This is a genomic window from Streptomyces sp. NPDC096193 (genome assembly GCF_040302905.1).
Classification (GTDB): Bacteria; Actinomycetota; Actinomycetes; order Streptomycetales; family Streptomycetaceae; genus Streptomyces.
In genome coordinates, this window is sequence record NZ_JBEOSJ010000003.1 from 342,554 (window position 1) to 363,442 (window position 20,889).

General features: G+C 72.0%; 19 protein-coding genes and 1 riboswitch. Of the genes, 10 read left to right on the plus strand and 9 right to left on the minus strand.

What is annotated here, in order from left to right; all coding sequences use genetic code 11:
• The first annotated feature begins 20 nt into the window (after positions 1 to 20).
• The 4 genes from ABTX78_RS07005 to ABTX78_RS07020 all read left to right on the plus strand — a co-directional run bounded on the left by ABTX78_RS07005 (position 21) and on the right by ABTX78_RS07020 (position 5,691).
• Positions 21 to 1,559: a GMC family oxidoreductase gene (locus ABTX78_RS07005; protein WP_352205755.1), complete on the plus strand. Its 1,539-nt coding sequence runs from the start codon at positions 21 to 23 to the stop codon at positions 1,557 to 1,559.
• Positions 1,559 to 2,602, plus strand: a complete 1,044-nt coding sequence (locus tag ABTX78_RS07010; RefSeq protein ID WP_352205756.1) for a quaternary amine ABC transporter ATP-binding protein — start codon at positions 1,559 to 1,561, stop codon at positions 2,600 to 2,602. Before ABTX78_RS07005 ends, ABTX78_RS07010 begins: the two co-directional genes overlap by 1 nt.
• 241 nt (positions 2,603 to 2,843) lie before the next feature.
• On the plus strand, positions 2,844 to 4,721 hold the full coding sequence (locus ABTX78_RS07015; protein ID WP_352205888.1) for an ABC transporter permease subunit: 1,878 nt from the start codon (positions 2,844 to 2,846) through the stop codon (positions 4,719 to 4,721).
• A 1-nt stretch (position 4,722) separates the two neighbouring features.
• On the plus strand, positions 4,723 to 5,691 hold the full coding sequence (locus ABTX78_RS07020) for an ABC transporter substrate-binding protein (protein ID WP_352205757.1): 969 nt from the start codon (positions 4,723 to 4,725) through the stop codon (positions 5,689 to 5,691).
• A 106-nt stretch (positions 5,692 to 5,797) separates the two neighbouring features.
• On the opposite strand, the gene ABTX78_RS07025 is transcribed toward ABTX78_RS07020, so the two are convergent.
• Both ABTX78_RS07025 and ABTX78_RS07030 read right to left on the minus strand, forming a co-directional pair.
• Positions 5,798 to 6,517: an isocitrate lyase/PEP mutase family protein gene (locus tag ABTX78_RS07025; RefSeq protein ID WP_352205758.1), complete on the minus strand. Its 720-nt coding sequence runs from the start codon at positions 6,515 to 6,517 to the stop codon at positions 5,798 to 5,800.
• A gap of 12 nt (positions 6,518 to 6,529) precedes the next feature.
• Positions 6,530 to 7,030 (minus strand): carboxymuconolactone decarboxylase family protein, encoded by a 501-nt coding sequence (locus tag ABTX78_RS07030; protein ID WP_352205759.1) that lies wholly within the window; start codon positions 7,028 to 7,030, stop codon positions 6,530 to 6,532.
• Positions 7,031 to 7,077: 47 nt separating this feature from the next.
• Between ABTX78_RS07030 and pdxR the strand changes: the two genes are divergently transcribed.
• On the plus strand, positions 7,078 to 8,475 hold the full coding sequence (pdxR, locus tag ABTX78_RS07035) for a MocR-like pyridoxine biosynthesis transcription factor PdxR (protein WP_352205760.1): 1,398 nt from the start codon (positions 7,078 to 7,080) through the stop codon (positions 8,473 to 8,475).
• Positions 8,476 to 8,662: 187 nt separating this feature from the next.
• Here pdxR and ABTX78_RS07040 read toward each other — a convergent pair whose 3' ends face one another.
• A complete protein-coding gene (locus ABTX78_RS07040; RefSeq protein WP_352205889.1) occupies positions 8,663 to 9,532 on the minus strand; it encodes a DMT family protein in 870 nt (289 codons plus the stop codon).
• 153 nt (positions 9,533 to 9,685) lie between these two features.
• Between ABTX78_RS07040 and ABTX78_RS07045 the strand changes: the two genes are divergently transcribed.
• Together ABTX78_RS07045 and ABTX78_RS07050 are read left to right on the plus strand one after the other, a co-directional pair.
• On the plus strand, positions 9,686 to 9,961 hold the full coding sequence (locus ABTX78_RS07045) for a hypothetical protein (RefSeq protein WP_352205761.1): 276 nt from the start codon (positions 9,686 to 9,688) through the stop codon (positions 9,959 to 9,961).
• 218 nt (positions 9,962 to 10,179) lie between these two features.
• Positions 10,180 to 11,361 carry a glutathionylspermidine synthase family protein gene (locus ABTX78_RS07050; RefSeq protein WP_352205762.1) on the plus strand — a complete coding sequence of 394 codons (1,182 nt, stop codon included), beginning with the start codon at positions 10,180 to 10,182 and terminating at the stop codon, positions 11,359 to 11,361.
• A gap of 9 nt (positions 11,362 to 11,370) precedes the next feature.
• Here ABTX78_RS07050 and rocD read toward each other — a convergent pair whose 3' ends face one another.
• On the minus strand, positions 11,371 to 12,564 hold the full coding sequence (rocD, locus tag ABTX78_RS07055; RefSeq protein ID WP_502993786.1) for an ornithine--oxo-acid transaminase: 1,194 nt from the start codon (positions 12,562 to 12,564) through the stop codon (positions 11,371 to 11,373).
• Positions 12,565 to 12,775: 211 nt separating this feature from the next.
• Positions 12,776 to 12,866: riboswitch (ZMP/ZTP riboswitch) on the plus strand.
• A 92-nt stretch (positions 12,867 to 12,958) separates the two neighbouring features.
• Between rocD and glyA the strand changes: the two genes are divergently transcribed.
• Positions 12,959 to 14,221, plus strand: a complete 1,263-nt coding sequence (glyA, locus tag ABTX78_RS07060) for a serine hydroxymethyltransferase (protein WP_352205764.1) — start codon at positions 12,959 to 12,961, stop codon at positions 14,219 to 14,221.
• A 39-nt stretch (positions 14,222 to 14,260) separates the two neighbouring features.
• On the opposite strand, the gene ABTX78_RS07065 is transcribed toward glyA, so the two are convergent.
• From ABTX78_RS07065 to ABTX78_RS07075, 3 genes are all read right to left on the minus strand, one after another.
• Positions 14,261 to 14,986, minus strand: a complete 726-nt coding sequence (locus ABTX78_RS07065) for a hypothetical protein (RefSeq protein WP_352205765.1) — start codon at positions 14,984 to 14,986, stop codon at positions 14,261 to 14,263.
• Between the two features lie 183 nt (positions 14,987 to 15,169).
• Entirely contained in the window at positions 15,170 to 16,027 is an 858-nt protein-coding gene (locus tag ABTX78_RS07070) for a hypothetical protein (RefSeq protein WP_352205766.1), read from the minus strand.
• Positions 16,020 to 16,634, minus strand: a complete 615-nt coding sequence (locus ABTX78_RS07075; protein ID WP_352205767.1) for an RNA polymerase sigma factor — start codon at positions 16,632 to 16,634, stop codon at positions 16,020 to 16,022. Before ABTX78_RS07075 ends, ABTX78_RS07070 begins: the two co-directional genes overlap by 8 nt.
• A 46-nt stretch (positions 16,635 to 16,680) precedes the next feature.
• On the opposite strand from ABTX78_RS07075, the gene trpS reads away from it, so the two are divergent.
• Positions 16,681 to 17,694 carry a tryptophan--tRNA ligase gene (gene trpS / locus ABTX78_RS07080; protein ID WP_352205768.1) on the plus strand — a complete coding sequence of 338 codons (1,014 nt, stop codon included), beginning with the start codon at positions 16,681 to 16,683 and terminating at the stop codon, positions 17,692 to 17,694.
• Positions 17,695 to 17,843: 149 nt separating this feature from the next.
• Positions 17,844 to 18,440 carry a 2'-5' RNA ligase family protein gene (locus ABTX78_RS07085; RefSeq protein ID WP_352205769.1) on the plus strand — a complete coding sequence of 199 codons (597 nt, stop codon included), beginning with the start codon at positions 17,844 to 17,846 and terminating at the stop codon, positions 18,438 to 18,440.
• A gap of 70 nt (positions 18,441 to 18,510) precedes the next feature.
• Here the strand turns inward: ABTX78_RS07085 and dprE2 are convergent, their stop codons facing one another.
• A complete protein-coding gene (dprE2, locus tag ABTX78_RS07090; protein ID WP_352205770.1) occupies positions 18,511 to 19,266 on the minus strand; it encodes a decaprenylphospho-beta-D-erythro-pentofuranosid-2-ulose 2-reductase in 756 nt (251 codons plus the stop codon).
• 90 nt (positions 19,267 to 19,356) lie between these two features.
• Positions 19,357 to 20,739 (minus strand): decaprenylphosphoryl-beta-D-ribose oxidase, encoded by a 1,383-nt coding sequence (gene dprE1 / locus ABTX78_RS07095; RefSeq protein WP_352205771.1) that lies wholly within the window; start codon positions 20,737 to 20,739, stop codon positions 19,357 to 19,359.
• Positions 20,740 to 20,889: the final 150 nt, after the last annotated feature.

Consider the following 20,889-nt stretch of genomic DNA (forward strand, 5'->3'; position numbering starts at 1 on the left):
CGAGGAGCACCAAGAACACCATGCCTGAGTACGACTATGTCGTGATCGGGGGCGGCACGGCCGGATCGGTCATCGCCTCCCGTCTCACGGAGAACCCGGATGTCACCGTCGCCGTCATAGAGGGCGGCCCGAGCGACGTCGGACGCGACGACGTCCTGACCCTGCGGCGCTGGATGGGCCTGCTGGGCGGCGAACTCGACTACGACTACCCCACCACCGAACAGCCGCAGGGCAACTCCCACATCCGGCACAGCCGGGCCCGGGTGCTCGGCGGCTGCTCGTCGCACAACACCCTCATCGCCTTCAAGCCGCTGTCCTCCGACTGGGACGAGTGGGAGACGGCGGGCGCCAAGGGCTGGGGCGCGGTGCCGATGGAGGCGTACTTCGCGCGGCTGCGGAACAACATCGTGCCGGTCGACGAGGCGGACCGTAACGCCATCGCCCGCGACTTCGTCGACGCCGCCCAGGCCGCCATCGGTGTCCCGCGCGTCGAGGGCTTCAACAAGAAGCCGTTCCACGAGGGCGTCGGCTTCTTCGACCTGGCGTACCACCCGGAGAACAACAAGCGGTCGTCCGCCTCCGTCGCCTATCTGCACCCCTTCCTGGACCGCCCCAACCTCCACATCGCGCTGGAGACCTGGGCGTACCGGCTGGAGCTGGACGGTTCCCTCACCTCCGGCGGGGGGAACCCCAGGGCGACGGGTGTACATGTGCGGACGCAGGACGGCGAGGAGCAGCTCGTCACCGCCCGCCGCGAAGTCCTCGTCTGCGCGGGCGCGGTGGACACTCCGCGACTGCTGCTGCACTCCGGCATCGGCCCGCGGGCCGACCTGGAGGCGCTCGGCATCCCCGTCGTGCACGATCTGCCGGGCGTGGGCGAGAACCTGCTCGACCACCCCGAGTCGGTGATCGTCTGGGAGACCCACGGGCCGATCCCGGAGAACTCCGCGATGGACAGCGACGCCGGACTGTTCGTCCGCCGCGACCCGCGGGCCAGGACGCCCGACCTGATGTTCCACTTCTACCAGATCCCGTTCACCGACAATCCGGAGCGGCTCGGCTACGAACGGCCCCCGCACGGGGTGTCGATGACGCCGAACATCCCCAAGCCGCACAGCCGCGGCCGGCTGTACCTGACCAGCGCCGACCCCGAGGTCAAGCCGGCGCTGGACTTCCGGTACTTCACGGACGAGGACGACTACGACGCGCGCACCCTCGTCGACGGCATCAGGATCGCCCGCGAGATCGCCCGGACCGAGCCGCTCGCCGGCTGGCTCAAGCGCGAGGTCTGCCCGGGACCCGAGGTCACCGGGGACGAGGAGCTGAGCGAGTACGCCCGCAAGGTCGCCCACACCGTCTACCACCCGGCCGGCACCTGCCGGATGGGTGCGCAGGACGACGAACTGGCCGTGGTGGACCCGGAGCTGAGGATCCGGGGACTGGACGGCATCCGGATCGCCGACGCGTCCGTCTTTCCGACCATGCCGTCCGTCAACCCCATGATCGGGGTGCTGATGGTCGGCGAGAAATGCGCCGAGCTTCTGGGAGGTACCGCCTGATGAGTACGCCGCCCGTCTTCTCCGTCAGCGATCTGTGGAAGGTCTTCGGACCCAAGGCGGACCGCGTACCCGGTTCGGAGCTCGCCGAGCTCCCGCCGGCCGAACTGCGCGAACGCACCGGCTGCACCGCGGCCGTGCGCGATGTCTCCTTCGACGTCCGCAAGGGCGAGGTCTTCGTCGTCATGGGCCTGTCCGGCTCCGGCAAGTCGACGCTCGTGCGCTGTCTGACCCGGCTCGTCGAGCCGACGTCCGGCTCCATCGCCATCGACGGCGAGGACGTCCGGTCCATGGACCGGGCACGGCTGCGCGAACTGCGCCGCCACCGCGCCTCCATGGTCTTCCAGCACTTCGGTCTGCTGCCGCACCGGTCGGTGCTCGACAACGTGGCGTACGGCCTGGAGATCCAGGGCGTCCCGCGGGCGGAACGACGGGCGAAGGCGGCGGAGTTCGTCGCCAAGGTGGGCCTCGACGGCATGGAGAGCCGCCGGCCCGCTCAGCTCTCCGGCGGTCAGCAGCAGCGCGTCGGGCTCGCCCGCGCGCTCGCCGTCGACCCCGAAGTGCTGCTGTTCGACGAGCCGTTCAGCGCGCTCGACCCGCTGATCCGCCGCGACATGCAGGAGGAGGTCGTACGGCTGCACCGCGAGGAGGGCCGCACGATGGTCTTCATCACGCACGACCTGAGCGAGGCGCTGAAGCTGGGCGACCGGATCGCGCTGATGCGGGACGGCCGGATCGTGCAGCTGGGTACCCCGGAGGAGATCGTCGGCTCGCCCGCGGACGACTACGTACGGGACTTCGTCCGTGATGTGCCGCGTGAGCAGATCATGACCGTGCGCACGGCGATGCGGCCCGCTCTCGCCGACGAGACCGAGGAGGGGCCCGCCGTCGGTCCCGACGCCACGGTCTTCGAGGCCATCGAGGCGGTGGCGCGCAGCGGCGCGAGCGCCCGCGTGATGCAGGACGGCCGCTGTCTCGGTGTGGTGGACCACGCGGCACTGCTCGGTGTGGTGGCCGGTGTGCCCGCGATGAAGGCGGCGGCGTGATGAGTCCCTGCGCTCCTGACGGGCGCACCCTGTCCCGTTCCTCGGCGGCGTACCGGGCCTCTCGGGCGTCTCGTACCTCCGTGGCCTGCCGGACTTCCCGGGCCGTCCGGGGCCCGGCGATCCGCCGGACCGCCGGCGGCCGAGGGCGGTGGTCGGCATGACCGCCGTCACCACCGGACAGGACGTCACCGCCGTCGCCGGCGGGCGCCGCCTGCTCGAAGGACGCGGCCGCCATCTGGCCATGGCGGCCGGCGTCGTCGTCCTGCTGGCCGCCGGAGCTCTCCTGCTCGGCGGCGGAAGCTGGCCCGCCTCCCTCGCCGTGGACCTGTCCGGCCCGCTCGGCCGGGCCAGTGACTGGATCGTCGACAACCGCGACAGCCACCCGGTGTTCCTCTACTTCTTCGGGCACATCAGCAACGCCGTCGTCCTGTCCGTCCGCGCCGTCTATCTGCTGCTGCTCGCCGCCGGATGGGCCGGTGTCACCGCGGCGGCCGGGCTGATCGCCTGGCGGGTGGCCGGCCTGCGGCTCGCGCTGACCGCCGTCGTCGGCTTCGCCGTCTGCGGACTGCTCGGCATGTGGGTACCGACCATGCAGACGCTCGCCCTCATGGTGGTCGCGGTCCTCGCGTCCGTCGTCGTGGGCGGGTTCATCGGCCTCGCCACCGGGCTGTCGGACCGGACGCACCGGGCGATGCGGCCGGTGCTCGACACCATGCAGGTGCTGCCGGCGTTCGCGTATCTACTGCCGGTCGTGCTGGTGTTCGGCATCGGCGTGCCCGCGGCCGTCCTGGCGACCGTCGTCTACGCCGCGCCGCCCATGGCGCGCCTCACCGCCCTCGGGCTGCGCGGCGCCGACGCGGGGGTGCTGGAGGCGTCCGCCTCGATGGGCGCGACCGGACGGCAGCGGCTGCTGACCGCCCGGCTGCCGCTGGCCCGCAAGGAACTCCTCCTCGGCGTCAACCAGTCGATCATGATGGCGCTGTCGATGGCGGTCATCGCGTCGGTCATCGGCGCCGGCGGCCTCGGCGACCGCGTCTACCAGGCGCTGGCCTCCGTCGACGTCGGTGCCGCGCTCGCCGCCGGTATCCCGATCGTCCTGCTGGCGGTCGTGCTGGACCGTACGACCGCTGCCGCCGGCGCCCGCGTGGGCGCCGCCCCCGACACCTCGGCGCTGCGCGGATGGCGCGGCTGGACGGTGGCCGGCGTCCTGCTGCTCGCCGTGGCCGTGGCCGGGCGGCTGCTCGGCCGGCTGTCCTGGCCCGAGGGCTGGATCGTCGGCATCGCCGAGCCCGTCAACCGCGCCGTCGACTGGATGACCGCCCATCTGTACTCGGGCGTCCCCGTCGTCGGCGGCACGGCCGACTGGGCCGCGCGTTTCACCGGCTGGGTGCTCGACCCCCTGCGGGACGGTCTCCAGGCGCTGCCGTGGTGGTCCGTACTGCTGCTGGTCGGTGCGCTCGCGCTGCTGATCGGCACCTGGCGCACCGCGCTGACGGCGGTCCTCGCCATGGCCGCCATCGGCGTCCTCGGTGTGTGGGAGCCCTCCCTCGACACGCTCTCGCAGGTGCTCGCCGCCGTCGCGGTGACCCTGGTGCTGGGCTTCGCGGTCGCGATCGGCGCGGCACGCAGCGCACGGGTGGAGAGGCTGCTGCGGCCGGTGCTGGACGTGTTCCAGACCATGCCGCAGTTCGTCTATCTCATCCCGGTGGTCGCGCTGTTCGGTGTCGGCCGCGCCCCCGCGGCCGCGGCAGCCGTCGTGTACGCCCTGCCGGCCGTCGTCCGCATCACCACGCAGGGGCTGCGCGGTGTCGACCTCGTGGCCATGGAATCCGCCCGTTCGCTGGGTGCGACCGGCTGGCAGCAGCTGCGGCAGGTCCAACTGCCGCTCGCCCGCCCGGCGCTGCTGCTCGCCGTCAACCAGGGCGTCGTGCTGGTCCTCGCCGTCGTCATCATCGGCGGACTGGTCGGCGGTGGCGCACTCGGCTACGACGTGGTGTTCGGCCTCGCCCAGGGCGACCTGGCGACCGGTCTGGTCGCGGGCGCCGCGATCGTCTGCCTGGGCCTGATGCTCGACCGGGTCACGCAGCCGACCGCACGCCGTGCCGGAAAGGGGGCCTGACATGGCCACTCGTCTACGCATTACCGCACTTGCCGCGGCGATCGGCCTGGTGGGCATCACCGGCTGCGGCGCGGCCGACATGACCAAACAGGCGTCGCCGTACGCCGCCGCCCAGGGCGCGAAGACCGTCACGCTGTCCGTCCAGTCGTGGGTGGGCGCCCAGGCCAACGTGGCCGTGGCGTCGTATCTGCTCGAACACGAGCTGGGCTACCGCGTGGACACCGTCCAGGTGGACGAGGTGCCGGCCTGGGACGCGCTCAGCCAGGGCCGGGTCGACGCCATCCTGGAGGACTGGGGTCACCCGGAACAGGAGGACCGGTACGTCAAGGACAAGAAGACGATCGAGCCCGGCGGCGGTCTCGGCGTCACCGGCCACATCGGCTGGTTCGTCCCGACGTACTTCGCCGAGGCACACCCCGACGTCACCGACTGGCGGAACCTCGACAAGTACGCCGACCAGCTCCGCACGGCGGAGAGCGGCGGCAAGGGCCAGCTGCTGGACGGCTCGCCGTCGTACGTCACCAACGACAAGGCGCTGGTGGAGAACCTGAAGCTGGACTACCAGGTCGTCTTCGCCGGGTCCGAGGCCGCGCAGATCACCCAGATCAAGCAGTTCGCGAAGCAGAAGAAGCCCTTCCTCAGCTACTGGTACAAGCCGCAGTGGCTGTTCGAGAAGGTGCCGATGACCGAGGTCAAGCTGCCCGCGTACAAGGAGGGTTGTGACGCCGACCCGAAGAAGGTGGCCTGCGCCTATCCGCACACGCCGTTGCAGAAGTTCCTCAACAGCACGTTCTCGAAGAAGGGCGGCGAGGCGGCGGACTTCCTGAAGAAGTTCAACTGGACCACCGATCAGCAGAACGATGTCGCGCTGATGATCGCGGAACAGAAGCTGTCGCCGGAGGAGGCGGCCAGGAAGTGGGTCGAGAAGAACGAGACGACCTGGCGGAAGTGGCTGCCGAAGAAGAAGTAGTGACGTGACGCCGTGACGGCAGGACGGGCCCGCTCCGGCGGATCCGTCCTGCCGCTTGTCGCGGCGTGTGCGCCCCGTCCTGCTGTGTGTCGTCGTCGCGTCGGCGTCAGCCCATGAGCCGGTCCGCGGTCTCCCTCACCTTCCGCATCGCCTCCTGCTGAAGCGCCGGGCCGAAGGTGATCCGGGTCGCGCCCAGGCGGCCCAGTTCCGCGAGGGCGGGGCCGCCGGGGAGCGGCGAGACATTGATCGGCAGCGCGGTCTCGGCCCGCAGCAGCGGCAGGTGCTCCGGCGGGACGCCCAACGGGTACACGCAGTCCGCGCCGGCCTCCTCGTAGAGGCGGATCCGGCCGATCGCCTCGTCCGGATCGGCGACGCCCCGCAGGAAGGTGTCCGTCCGGGCGTTGATGAACAGCGCGTCGCCGGCTGCCGCGCGGACCTCGGCCAGCCAGTCGGCGTGCGGGCCGGGGTCCTTGAGCGCCCCGGTGACCGCGTCGGAGTCCTCCAGGTTGCAGCCGACCGCGCCCGTGTCGAGCAGCCGGGCGACGATCTCCCGGGGCGGCAGGCCGTACCCGCCCTCGATGTCGGCGGAGACCGGAACGCTCACCGAGCGGACGATACGGGTGACGGCGGCGAACATCTCGTCGGCCGGTGTCCGTCCGTCCTCACGGCCGAGTGAGGCGGCGACGCCCGCGCTCGGGGTGGCGAGCGCGGGGAAGCCGGCGTCCGCGAAGACACGGGCACTGGCGGCGTCCCACGGGCCGGGGAGGACGAGCGGATCGTCCGCCGCCCGGCCGTGGTGGAGCGCGCGGAAGGCCTCGACGGTCATCTGCGCGGCTCCTCAGTGCTGGTACTGGCCGGGTGTGTAGTGCCCCGGTACCAGCCGGCAGGTCACACCGAAGCGGTTCCAGGCGTTGATGACGGTGATCGCGGCGATCAGCTGGGCCAGCTCGGTCTCGTCGAACTCCTTCGCCGCCTTCGCGAACACCTCGTCCGGCACAAAGCCGTCGGTGATGACGGTCACCGCCTCGGTCAGCTCGATCGCGGCGATCTCCTTCGCCGTGTAGAAGTGCCGCGACTCCTCCCAGGCGCCGAGCTGGATGATCCGCTCCACCGACTCACCCGCGGCGAGCGCGTCCTTGGAGTGCATGTCCAGGCAGAAGGCGCAGTGGTTGAGCTGCGAGGCACGGATCTTGACGAGCTCCAGGATCACCGGGTCGACGCCCCGGCGGGCCGCCGCGTCCAGCGTGACCATCGCCTTGTAGACCTCGGGCGCGAGCTTGGGGAGATCGAGGCGGGGGGTGTGTTCGGGCAGCCGTGTGGTGGTCGTTTCTCTGTTCATGCCGTCGAACCTAGTCCCGCTGTGGCGCAGGCGTATGGTCCATTTCCATGACGGATTCCTGGTCCACTTTCGGTGCCGACCTGCATCTGGAGCTGCGCGGCGCGGGCCTGCGCGCGGGCCTGATGAACGCCCTGCGGGAGGCCGTCCGCAGCGGGCGGCTCACCCCGGGGACCCGGCTGCCGTCCTCGCGCTCGCTCGCCGCCGATCTGGGCCTCGCCCGGAACACGGTCGCCGACGCCTACACCGAGCTCGTCGCGGAAGGCTGGCTCACCGCACAGCAGGGCTCCGGGACGCGGGTCGCGCGGCGGGCGGCGCCCCGGCGGCCCGCGGCAGTGGCGAGAACGCGCCCGGCCACGCCCACGGCCCGCTGGTCCCTGCGGGCAGGCAGCCCCGACCTCGCGTCGTTCCCGCGCACGGAGTGGCTGAGGGCAGCCCGCCGAGCGATCACCGCCGCGCCCCACGAGGCGTTCGGCTACGGCGATCCGCGAGGCCGGATCGAACTGCGGGCCGTGCTCGCCGACTATCTGGCCCGGGCGCGCGGAGTGCGCGCCGATCCCGAACGCATCGTCATCTGCTCCGGCTTCGTACACGGGCTGATGCTGTTGGGGAAGGTGCTGCGCGCGCGGCGCGTACGCGAGATCGCCGTCGAGTCCTACGGCCTCGACCTGCACCGGAACGTGCTGCGCTACACGGGGATGCGGACGCCCGCCCTGCCCTGCGACGAACTCGGGGCCGCCACCACGCAGTTGGATCGGCTGCGGGGAGCGGGTGCGGTGCTTCTGACGCCGGCGCACCACTTCCCCCTGGGGGTGCCGCTGCACGCCGATCGGCGTGCAGCCGTCGTCGACTGGGCGCGCGCGTCCGGCGGGGTGGTCCTGGAGGACGACTACGACGGGGAGTTCCGCTACGACCGCCAGCCGGTGGGTGCGCTCCAGGGCCTGGACCCCGACCGGGTGGTGTACATGGGCACGGCGAGCAAGTCCCTGGTACCGGGGCTGCGCCTGGGCTGGATGGTGCTGCCCGGGGAACTGGTGGGGGAGGTGGCCGAGGGGAAGGGGACGGCCGACTGGATGTGCGGCGTGCTCGACCAGTTGACGCTCGCCGAGTTCATCGCCTCCGGCGCGTACGACCGGCATGTGCGCGGCATGCGGCTGCGCTACCGCAGACGGCGGGACCAATTGGTGGCGGCGCTCGCCGAGCGTGCGCCGGACATCAGCGTCAGCGGGATCGCGGCGGGGCTGCACGCGGTGCTCGAACTCCCGGACGGCACCGAGCCGGCGGTCGTCCAGGCGGCGGGCCGGCAGGGCCTCTCGGTGTCGGGGCTGTCCTCCTTCCGGCACGAGGACGTGACGTCGGGCAGGGACGCACTGGTGGTGGGCTACGCGACGCCCCCGGACAGCGCGTGGACGAACTCGCTGGACGCGCTGTGCAGGGTGCTGCCATAAGGGGCCAGGGGGCTTCGGGGGACGGTGTCCCGGGCCGGGTTGACGGGGGAGGGGGCGGAGTACGGATGCGGGGCACCCGGCAGGCTCGGGCTTCCGGACCGGGGAGAGGGGCGAGCACCGATGCGGCGCACCCGGCCGGCTCGGGCTTCCGGACCGGGGCGGCATACAGCGCGGGCACGCGGCCCCGTCAGGCTCCGCGCCCCGGCGGTGACAGCGGCTGCTCCGCCTTCTCGTCGGTGTCCGCCGGCGGTTCGCCGAACCGCGCCAGGGCCAGCGCACCCGCCACCGCTACCGCGAAGCCCAGGAACGCCAGCCAGGCAAGCCCTTCGCGGGTACGGTCGCCCAGCCACACCACACCCACCAGCGCCGGACCGATCGTCTCCCCGATCACCATGCCCGCGGTCGCCGTCGTCACGGAGCCGCGCTGAAGGGCCGAGGTCAGCAACAGGAACGCCGTGCCGCCGCCGACCAGCAGGGCGTAGAGCGCGGGATTGGTGAGCACTTCGGGCAGGGCCACGGTGTCGATCAGCCGGACCGAGACCTCGACGACGCCGAAGCCCGACCCGGCGCCGAGTCCGAGCACCAGCGCGCGGGAGCGGTCCGGCAGCCGGCCGGCGATCGCGCCGACGATCAGGATGAGGACCGCGATGCCGAGCATCGCCCACTTCAGGGTGGTGGATCCGGTGTTCTCGCCCTCCGGGCCGGAGGAGAGTCCCAGCATGGCCAGGCCCGCGACCACCACGCCCACCGCGGCCCACTCGGTGCCGCTCAGCCGGACGTGGAGCATCCGGGCCGCGACCACGGCGGTGACCGCGAGGCTGGCGGCGAGCGCCGCTCCGACCGCGTAGATGGGGATGGACCGCAGGGCCAGGATCTGCAGGACGAAGCCGAGGCCGTCGAGCGCGAGACCGACGACGTACCGCCACTGCCGCACGGCCCGCAGCAGCAGCGCCGGGTCGACACCGGAGCCGGTGCCAGGCTCCGCCGCCCGGGCGGCGACGGCCTGGAAGACGGAGGCCGTGCCGAAGCAGACCGCTGAGCCGAGAGCGCAGATCATCCCAAAGAGCACAAAGCGACTGTAGATGAGGAGGGTTGGTGGACCGGTCGCGGCGACCCGCGAGGCGGCCACTAGTCTGTCCGCGGCTCCTTCCCTGGGGCCAGTGGTACGAGGGTGCCGGGTGGTACGAGGGTGAACGGGGGCGAGCGTCCGATGGCGCGACGCAGGCTGAGGTCGAGCACGGTGGTGCTCGGTGGCATGGGAGTGCTCGCGGCGACGATCACGTCCTGCGGCTCGGATCCGGACAAGCGGTGCGTCGACCCGGTGACCCGGGAGAAGCTCCCCAGCTACGAGTGCGACGACAGCAGCGGCACCGGCCGCTATTACTACGGTGGCAGCTACTCGGCCGGCAAGGCCGAGGGCGGCAGCTTCGACAAGGCGGCGGTCGACCGCGGCGGATTCGGCTGCTCCGGCTCGGGTGGCGGCTGAACCCGCACGAAGCTGCCCGGCGGCGGCTCGGCTCGCGTCGGGGTCGCCGCGGCTCGGGTGGCGGCTGAACCCGCACGAAGCTGCCCGGCGCGCCCGACGGGCGGCCGGGCTCCGACGGCTGAACCCCGCCCGCAGCCACTCCGGCTCCGGTGACCGAGCCCCGCAGATTGCCGCCCGGCGGCGGCCGAGCCCCGCCCGTACTCCAGGAAGGCCGCGGAATGCAGCGCCACACGATCGATCCCCGGCCCGGCTGGCAGGAGCTCGTCGAGGAACAGGGCCTCGTCTACCCCCTCACCCGCTACCCCGACGGCTCCCTGCGCCCGTACTGGGACGAGAGCGCCTACTACGCGTTCTCCCTCCCCGAGGTCGAGGCGCTGGAGGAGGTCGTCGAGGAACTCCACGCCATGTGTCTGGCGGCGGCCGCGCACATCGTCGAGCGTGGCCGGTTCACCGACCTCGGCATCACCGACGCCCGGCTCGCCTCCCTGATAGCCGAGTCCTGGCGCAGGCGCGACGAACTCCCCTCCGTCTACGGCCGGTTCGATCTGCGCTACGACGGCACGGGCCCGGCCAAGATGCTGGAGTACAACGCCGACACGCCCACCTCACTGGTGGAGGCCGCGAGCCCGCAGTGGTTCTGGATGGAGGACCGCTTCCCCGGTGCCGACCAGTGGAACTCCCTCCACGAGCGTCTCGTCGACGCCTGGAAGCGCCAGGCCCCGCTGCTGCCGCCCGGCCCGCTGCACTTCGTCCACTCCGACGGGGACGAGCTCGGCGAGGACCTGATGACCGTGGCGTATCTGCGCGAAACGGCCGAGCAGGCGGGGCTCGCCACCGAGGCGCTGTCCGTCGAACAGATCGGCTGGGACCGGCTGTCCGGCCGGTTCGTGGACGACCGGCTGCGCTTCATCCGCTCCTGCTTCAAGCTCTATCCCTGGGAGTGGCTGACCACCGACCGCTTCGGGCCCCAGGTCCTCGCCACCCTCGACAACGGCGGCGGCACCGGCACCACCTGCTGGATAGAGCCCGCCTGGAAGATGCTCCTGTCGAACAAGGCACTGCTCGCGATCCTCTGGGAGCTGTACCCCGGCCACCCGAACCTGCTGGCCGCCCATCTCGACGGCCCGCGCGAACTCGCGGCCGACCGCGGCTATGTCGCCAAGCCGCTGCTCGGCCGCGAAGGCGCGGGCGTGACGATCCACCAACCCGGCGGGTCTCCCGTCGTGCGGGACGAGCCGTGCTGCTACCAGGAGTTGGCCCCGCTGCCCTCCTTCGACGGCAACCGTGTGGTGCTCGGTGCCTGGGTCGTCGAGGGCGAGGCGGCGGGGCTCGGGATCCGGGAGTCCGCGGGGCTGGTCACGGACGAGTACGCCCGCTTCCTGCCCCACGTGATCCTCTGACCCGCCGGGTCAGGAACTCAGCACGGCCCGCAGCTGGTCGAGGCCCCAGTCCAGGTCCTCCTTGCTGATCACCAGGGGCGGGGCGATGCGGATGGTGGAGCCGTGGGTGTCCTTGACCAGCACCCTGCGATCCATCAGCTTCTCGGAGATCTCCCGGCCGGTGCCGTGGGCGGGGACGATGTCGACACCCGCCCACAGTCCGCGTCCGCGGACGGTCTCCACCGCTCCGGTGCCCGTCAACAAGCCCAGCTCGTGGTGGAGATGGTCGCCCAGTTCGGTGGCGCGCTGCTGGTACTCACCGGTGCGCAGCATCGCGATCACCTCCAGGGCCACCGCGCACGCCAGCGGGTTGCCGCCGAACGTGGAGCCGTGCTCCCCGGGCCGGTACACACCGAGGACGTCACGGGACGAGACGACCGCGGACACCGGCACCACACCGCCGCCCAGCGCCTTGCCCAGGACGTACATGTCCGGCACGACGTCCTCGTGCTCGCAGGCGAAGGTCTTGCCGGTGCGGCCCAGGCCGGACTGGATCTCGTCGGCGATGAACAGGACGTTCCGCTCGGTGGTGAGCCGGCGGACACCGGCGAGATAGCCGGGCGGCGGCACGAGCACGCCCGCCTCGCCCTGGATCGGTTCGAGCAGCACGGCGACGGTGTTGTCGGTGAGCGCCGCTTCCATCGCGGCGAGGTCACCGTAGGGAACGATCTCGAAGCCGGGGGTGTACGGACCGAAGTCGGCCCGGGCCTCCGGGTCGGTCGAGAAGCTGATCACCGTCGTCGTACGGCCGTGGAAGTTGTCGGCCGCGACGACGATCTTCGCCGTGTTGTCCGGCACGCCCTTGACCCGGTAGCCCCATTTCCGGGCGGTCTTCACGGCGGTCTCCACCGCCTCGGCCCCGGTGTTCATCGGCAGCACCATCTCCATGCCGCACAGCTCCGCGAGCTGCGTGCAGAAGTCGGCGAACCGGTCGTGGTGGAAGGCGCGCGAGGTGAGGGTGACCCTCTCCAGCTGCGCCTTGGCCGCGTCGATCAGACGCCGGTTTCCGTGGCCGAAATTGAGCGCCGAGTACCCGGCGAGCATGTCGAGGTAACGGCGTCCCTCGACATCGGTCATCCAGGCGCCGTCCGCCGAGGCGACGACGATGGGAAGCGGGTGGTAGTTGTGCGCGCTGTGCGCCTCGGCGGAGGCAATGGCACTCATCGATACAGACACGGGATCTCCGTTCGGGTAGAGACAAGGCGTCCGGCCGGCACGGGGTGCGGGACTGGTGGCCGGAGGGGCCGGGGGACCGACAGCGGTTGTTGTCCGGTGGTTGTTTTTCCGTGGGCGTCCGCCTGATGCCCCTGTTTCTATCGTCGCTCGCATCATGGACGAAGAAACCTTGCTTTGGGGCGTGAGCATTAAGGTTGGTGGTACGCACGGCGACTGGCGAGCGGGGAACCGACCCCGAGGGAGTCGTGCGCGCAGGAGCAGACGAGGTGCCGCCCGCCTGGGTACCCCGGCGACCCATTCCCCAGTGGGTGCCGCCCGCCCCTGCCTCCGGTGGGGGAGTCCGAGTCGCACCCCGGGACACCCAGTGACCCCGGAGGAAACCATGACCCTGCCTCACCCCGCACTTTCCGCCACCGACCCGGAACTCGCCGCGCTCGTCACGGCGGAGGAGCAGCTCCAGGCCGAAACCCTGCGCCTCATCCCCAGTGAGAACTACGTCTCGGCCGCCGTGCTGGAGGCTTCGGGCACGGTGCTCCAGAACAAGTACAGCGAGGGCTACGCGGGCCGCCGCTACTACGAGGGCCAGCAGGTCATCGACCAGGTGGAACGCCTCGCCGTCGCCCGCGCCAAGGCCCTCTTCGGCGTCGAGCACGCCAACGTCCAGCCCTACTCCGGCTCCCCGGCCAACCTCGCCGTCTACCTCGCCTTCGCGGAGCCCGGGGACACCGTGATGGGCATGGCCCTGCCGATGGGCGGCCACCTCACCCACGGCTGGGGCGTCTCCGCCACCGGAAAGTGGTTCCGCGGTGTGCAGTACGGCGTCCGCCACGACACCGGCCTCATCGACTTCGACGAGGTGCGCGAACTCGCCCTGAAGGAACGCCCGAAGATCATTTTCTGCGGCGGTACCGCCCTTCCCCGCACCATCGACTTCCCGGCCTTCGCGGAGATCGCCCGCGAGTGCGGTGCCGTCCTGGTGGCCGATGTCGCCCATATCGCCGGCCTCATCGCGGGCGGCGCGCACCCCTCACCCGTGCCCCACGCCGACGTCATCTCCACGACCACCCACAAGACCCTGCGCGGGCCCCGTGGCGCGATGCTGATGTCCCGCGAGGAGCACGCCAAGGCCCTCGACAAGGCGGTCTTCCCCGGGCTCCAGGGCGGCCCGCACAACCAGACCACCGCCGCCATCGCCGTCGCCCTCCACGAGGCGTCCCAGCCCTCCTTCCGCGCCTACGCGCAGTCCGTCGTCGCCAACGCCCGGGCACTCGCCGAAGCCCTGCTCGACCACGGCTTCGACCTGGTCTCCGGCGGCACCGACAACCATCTGATCCTGATGGACCTCACGCCGAAGGAGGTGCCCGGCAAGGTGGCCGCCAAGGCCCTCGACCGGGCCGGGATCGTCGTCAACTACAACACCGTGCCGTACGACCCGAGGAAGCCGTTCGACCCCTCCGGCATCCGCATCGGCACCCCGTCCCTCACCTCGCGCGGTCTCGGCACCGAGCACATGGCGGCCGTCGCCGACTGGATCGACCGGGGCGTGACCGCGGCCGGCAAGGAGGACGAGGAGGCGCTGGCCACGATCCGCTCCGAGGTCGCCGAGCTGATGTCCGCCCACCCCGCGCCCGGTCTGGCGGGCTGAGTCCGGCCCCGCGCCGATCCCTTCGGCCGCGTCGGCTCGTCAGCCGTCCAGTAGTTGCTGCCGCGGTCCGGTCTCCCGTGTCCCGTCGCCCCGCCCGAACGGCGGGCGCGGGAGGCGGGAGACCACCGGCCGCAGGACCAGCGCCAGCGCCGCCCCGCCCACGAGCCCCGGTATCGCCCACCACCAGCCTTCGGTGCCGTCCGAGGCACGCGCGGCGGCGGCCGAAGCCCCCGCGGACCCGGCGCCGGCCGCGTCCGCCGGTTCCGGTGCCCGCTGCTGTTCCCCGCCCCAGGCCGGCGGGAACTGGGCCACTCCGGCCCCGCTGCTCTTCTCGCCCATCAGGCCCAGCTTCGTGAACAGGGTGGTCAGTTCGGCCGGTTGCCGGGCCTGGTGCCAGTACCCCTGCTGGGTCTCCAGGTTCGTCGCCGTATGGATCCAGACGAGGCCCGCCCGGTCGCCCGGATAGACCTGGTCCACCCGCCACGGCTGTACGTCGTGGATCATCCAGGTCACATTGATCTGCCGTGTCCCGAGCGCCATGTCCAGCGACGGCGGCCGGTCCGTCTGCCCCTTGGTCGGCCCCTCGCCCAGCAGCTTCAGCAGGCTGCCGTACTGTGCGTCGCTGTTGTAGAGCGAGGCGGTCTCACCGCTCTCCGGCGAGGTGACGAGCACGCTCGTCGGGCCGCCGGCCACCGCGCTCGGAGCGAGGACCCAGCTCAGCGCCAGCACCGTCGCCAGCGCGGCAAGTCGTCGTAGCAGTCGCATACTTCCCCCAGCCGACACCGGATACGGCCTCTCCGCACCGTGTCACCTCTGGTACACCGCCCGACGCTGCCAGGTTCCCGTTCGCGGCCGGCCACTTTCGGCCCGCGCCCTACGGCCCTGCGGCAGCCGGCCGACCGGGCCCAGCCCATGGTCCCGGCACCGACGCGACCCGCCCCCCGACAGCTACCCCGACCCGGACGGCTCCCGCCGCTCCGTCGGCCCCCGCGCCCCGGCCGTCGACTCCGCGATCTCCTTCGCACGCACCAGTGCCCCAACGCCCTCCAGCCGCAGCGTCGTCCGCCCGCCCGCGGTCGTCCACAGCAGCGTCGGCCCCGCCGTCCTCTCGGCCTGTGTCCACTGCTCGCCGCGGGCGTCGGTCATCCCGAACCGCAGCAGATGCGGCTCCTCGAACCACAGTCCGGTGCCCTCGGTGAGCGTCACCCACTCGGGCATCAGCCGCGCCTGCTTGGCAAAGCTCAGGTCCAGCGTGGCCGGGAACTGATCCAGCCGGACCGTCCGCCCCCGGTCCTTCCAGTACAGCGAGATCACCGAGCGGCCCGCCGGCCCCGTCACGACCGAGACGGCGTCCGGTGGGCCCAGACCCGGCGGCACCAGTGCCCGGAATCCCGCCCGCCGCTCGGCCTCAGCCCGCGGGACGGCCTCGGCGCACCACGGCGGCTGCGCGTCGTGCAGTGGCGGCGCCGACGGGTCGTACCGCACGTCCACCCCGCCGAAGCCGAACCAGTCCGCCACCGCCGCCCGCACCGGAGGCGTCAGCACCAGGACCACCAGCACCCCGGACAGCACCACGGTCAGGGCCCGCCACCGGCGGTGTGTCCAGCCGCGCAGCCGGGTTCCGAGGCCGGCGGGGGCGGGCGTCGGCACCGCCTCTGCGAGGAGCTGCGCCAGCACCCGCTCCGCCATCGTCTCGCCGGACACGTCCGGGACCCGGATCCCGCGACCGGCCTCGCGCAGCTCCTCCGCCAGGGCCTCCCGCTCCGCCTCCCGGCCGCCGCCCCTCCCGCGCCCGTCCTCACTCATGCTCCTCACCTCCCTTCCCACCGATGACCTGCCCGAGCCTGGTCAGCGCCCGGTTGAGCCGGGACTTCACCGTCCCGCGCGGCCAGCCCAGTGCCCGCGCCGTCTCCGCCTCGTCCATCTCCAGCAGATAGCGGCAGACCACGACCTGGCGCTGCTGTTCGCCCAGCTCGTCCAGTGCCGCCAGCAGCAGCGAGCGCCGCTCGTCCGCCACGGCCGCCAGCGCCGGGTCGGCCGACTCCGGTATCAGCGGCTCGGAACCCAGCAGCAGCGCCTCGCGCCCGGCGAGCGCCCGCAGCCGGACCGCGGTGCGCACTGTGTTCCTGGTCTCATTGACCACGATCCGCAGCAGCCACGGCCGGAACGCGGCGCCGTCCCGGAACCGCCCCAGCGCCTGGTACGCCTTGAGGAAGGCGCTCTGCACCACGTCCTCCGCGTCCGCGCCCGCGCCGAAGGCCACGGCGGCCCGGAGCGCGACCGCCGTGTGGGCGCGCACCAAGTCCGCGTACGCCTCCGGCTCTCCGGCGCGCACCCGCGCGATCACGGCCCCCTCGTCAACGACGATGCGGCCCCCCTCCAGGGTCCCCTCCCGCGTCCTCACACCTTTCATACACCGGCGGCCGGAGTTCGGTTCCACACCTGAGAGAATGATGAACATGGCCTCATCCCGACCTCGCGCGCTCTCCGGCATTCAGCCGACCGCCGGTTCGTTCCACCTCGGGAACTACCTGGGAGCGATCCGCCAGTACGTGGCGCTGCAAGAGACCCACGACGCGTTCTACATGGTCGTCGACCTGCACGCGATCACCGTGCCGCAGGACCCGGCCGAGCTGCGGGCGAACACCCGCCTCGCCGCGGCCCAGCTGCTCGCCGCCGGACTCGACCCCGATCGCTGCACCCTGTTCATCCAGAGCCACGTGCCCGAGCACGCCCAGCTCGGCTGGATCATGAACTGCCTGACCGGCTTCGGTGAGGCCGCCCGGATGACGCAGTTCAAGGACAAGTCCGCCAAGCAGGGCGCCGACCGCGCCACCGTCGGCCTGTTCACGTACCCGATCCTCCAGGTCGCGGACATCCTGCTGTACCAGGCGGACGCCGTCCCGGTCGGTGAGGACCAGCGCCAGCACATCGAGCTCACCCGTGACCTGGCCGAGCGCTTCAACAGCCGTTTCGGCCAGACGTTCAACGTCCCGGCGCCGCACATCGTCAAGGAGGTCGCGAAGATCTACGACCTCCAGGACCCGACGATCAAGATGAGCAAGTCGGCGTCCACGCCCAAGGGCCTGATCAACCTGCTCGACGAGCCGAAGGTGACCGCCAAGAAGGTCCGGAGCGCGGTCACGGACACCGACACGGTGATTCGTTTCGACAGTGTGGAGAAGCCCGGCGTCAGCAATCTCCTCACGATCTACTCCACGCTCACCGGCACGACGGTGACCGAGCTGGAGCAGAAGTACGAAGGCAAGGGGTACGGGGCGCTCAAGACCGACCTCGCCGACGTGATGGTGGACTTCGTCACGCCGTTCCGCACCCGGACCCAGGAATATCTGGACGACCCCGAGACGCTGGACTCGATCCTGGCCAAGGGCGCGGAGAAGGCCCGGGCCGTGGCGGCGGAGACGCTGGCCGCCGCATTCGACCGGGTGGGCTTTTTGCCCGCGAAGCACTGAGACCGTCTCCCGCCACCGGCCGGCCGGCGGCGGGACCTCGTGCCCGTGGCCGAGTGTGTCCAAGGCCTCTGGCCACAGATGCGGTGGAGCCATCACACTGGCGAGTGCGGACACAAACGACAACTGAGACGACATGTGAGGAGAACGACGTGGGGACCGTAACGCTCGGCGTTTCGATCGCGGTCCCGGAGCCTTACGGCAGCCTGCTCCAGGAGCTGCGCGCGGGCTTCGGGGATCCCGCCGCGCACGGCATTCCCACGCACGTCACCCTGCTGCCGCCCACCGAGGCCGACCCCGCGACCCTCCCGGCGATCGAGGCGCACCTCACCGAGGTGGCCACGGCGAGCAGGCCGTTCCCGATGCGGTTGTCCGGCACGGGCACGTTCCGGCCGCTCTCGCCCGTCGTCTTCGTCCAGATCGCCGAGGGTGCCGCGGCCTGCTCCTGGCTCCAGAAGCGGGTGCGGGACGCCTCCGGCCCGCTGGTGCGCGAGCTCCAGTTCCCGTACCACCCGCACGTCACCGTCGCGCACGGCATCGCGGAAGAGGCGATGGACCGGGCGTACGAGGAGCTGGCCGACTTCGAGGCCGCCTGGACCTGTGCCTCCTTCGCGCTGTACGAGCAGGGCGCGGACGGCGTGTGGCGCAAGCTCCACGAGTACGCCTTCGGGGGCGGCATCGCCTCCGTGCCCGCCCAGGGCACGCCGGTGGACGAGCCGGCGACGGCTCCCTCGGCCGCCACGTCCTGACCCGGCCGCGCCGCCGCGCCACCCCGACGAAGCCGTCCCACCCTGACGACGTGCCCCGCCCCCGCCCCGCTCACAGCGGCAGCCGGCGGAAGAGCGGGCGCGGCACATGCCGCAGCGCCGACATCACCAGCCGCAGTGCCCCGGGCACCCACACCGTCTCCGCCCTGCGCCGCAGCCCCTGCTCGACGGCCAGCGCGACGGCCTCCGGCGTGGTCGCGAGCGGGGCCTCGGGCAGCCCGGCCGTCATCCTCGTCCTGACGAAGCCCGGGCGTACGACCATCACATGGACGCCCGTCCCGTACATCGCGTCGCCCAGTCCCTGGGTGAAGACGTCCAGGCCGGCCTTGCTGGAGCCGTAGATGAAGTTGGCGCGGCGGGCGCGCTCGCCGGCCACCGAGGAGAGGACCACCAGGGAGCCGTGTCCCTGGTTCTGCAGCGCTGCCGCGCACACGAGTCCGGCCGAGACGGCGCCCGTGTAGTTGGTCTGAGCGACCCGGACCGCCGCCGGCGGGTCGGCCTCGTCGTTCGCCTGGTCGCCGAGGACGCCGAAGGCGAGCAGCACCATGTCGATGTCGCCCTCGGCGAAGACCTTACCCAGTAGCTGTTCGTGCAGGGCCGGGTCGAGGGCGTCGAAGGCGACGGTACGGACGTCGGCGCCGAGCCGGCGCAGACCGTCCGCGGCGGCTTCGAGATCGGGCGAGGGGCGGCCCGCCAGCCAGACCGTACGGGTGCGCCGGGCGATCAGCCGGCGGGCCACGGCCTGGCCGATCTCCGAGGTGCCGCCGAGGACGAGCAGGGACTGCGGTGCGCCGAAGGCGTCCTTCATGAGCGGTGCTCCTTACGAGCGGTGGAGAGCCCCGGCGGGTCGACCGGGGCGGGAGTCGGGGCGTGAGGCGGAGCCGGGACCGGGGCGGGGTCAGAGCGTGAGGCGGCGCGAGAGGTCGGAGGCGAACACGCCGTGGGGGTCCAGCCGGGCGCGCAGCGCACGGAAGTCGGCCAGCCGCGGATACATGCCGGCCAGCAGCTCCGGCCGCAGCCGGGAGTCCTTGGCGAGATAGACCCGGCCGCCGGCCCCGGCGACCTCGTCGTCGAGTTCGTCCAGGAACGCGCCGAGGCCGGGCAGATCCGCGGGGATGTCGAGCGCCAGCGTCCAGCCGGGCATGGGGAAGGACAGCCACCCGGCGTCCCCCTCGCCGAACCGTTTGAGCACCGCGAGGAACGAGGGGCAGCCGCGCCGGGCGATCCGCCGCACGATCCGGCGCAGCGTCTCCTCCTGCCCGTGCCCCACCACGAACTGGTACTGCACGAATCCGCCGCGGCCGTAGATCCGGTTCCAGTGCGGTACGCCGTCCAGCGGGTGGAAGAACGCGGAGAGCTTCTGCAGCTCCCCGAGGCGGAGCCGGGGGGCCCTGCGGTACCAGAGCTCGTTGAAGAGGCCGACCGTCGTGCGGGTGAGCAGGCCGGGCGGTACGAAGCGGGGCGGTCCGGGCAGCCGTCCGGGGCGGAACGCGAGCGGTGCGCGGCGGGCGCGCGCGGGCAGCGCGTCCAGCGGGGCGTGCTCGCCGCGGGTGAGCACGGAGCGTCCCAGGGCCCGGCCGCGGGCGAGCAGGTCGATCCAGGCGACCGAGTAGCGGTAGTGGTGGTCGGTGGCGGTGAGCCGGGCCATCAACTCGTCCAGATCGGCGGCCCGTTCGGTGTCGACGGACATCAGCGACGTCTCGACGCGGTGCAGCCGCAGGGTCGCCGAGAGGATCACTCCCGTGAGGCCCATACCGCCCGCCGTCGCGTCGAAGAGCTCGGTGCCGGGCCGCACCGTGTGGACCGCGCCGTCCGCGGTGAGCAGGTCCAGGGCATCGACATGGCGGGCGAAGGAGCCGCTGACGTGGTGGTTCTTGCCGTGGATGTCGGCGCCGATCGCTCCGCCGACGGTGACCTGCCGGGTCCCCGGCGTCACCGGTACGAACCAGCCGAGCGGCAGCAGCGCCTCCATCAGCCGGTGCAGGCTCACCCCCGCGTCGCACACCACGACACCCGCCTCGGCGTCGACGGAGCGGATGCGGTCCAGGCCGGTCATGTCGAGGACCGAGCCGCCCGCGTTCTGCGCCGCGTCGCCGTACGCCCTGCCGAGCCCCCGGGCGATCCCGCCGCGGGTGCCCCAGTCCCGTACGGCGGCGGTGGCCTCGTCGGCGGTGCGTGGCCGGAGCACGAACGCGGTCGTCGGGGCCGTACGCCCCCAGCCGGTGACGGACGCGAAGGTGCCACCGGGTCCGGCGGCGGAAGGACGGGTGTCGGCAGCCATACCCGGACCGTATCGCCGCAATTGCCCTGTTTTCCGCAGACCTAACGGACGCGCCGAAATGGGTGATTAAACGAGTGTCATCAAAGATGAGCGTGAAACTCGGCCGGTCGCCGAGAAGAGTCCCCCCTGGCTCAGGAGAAGGGGTGGCGA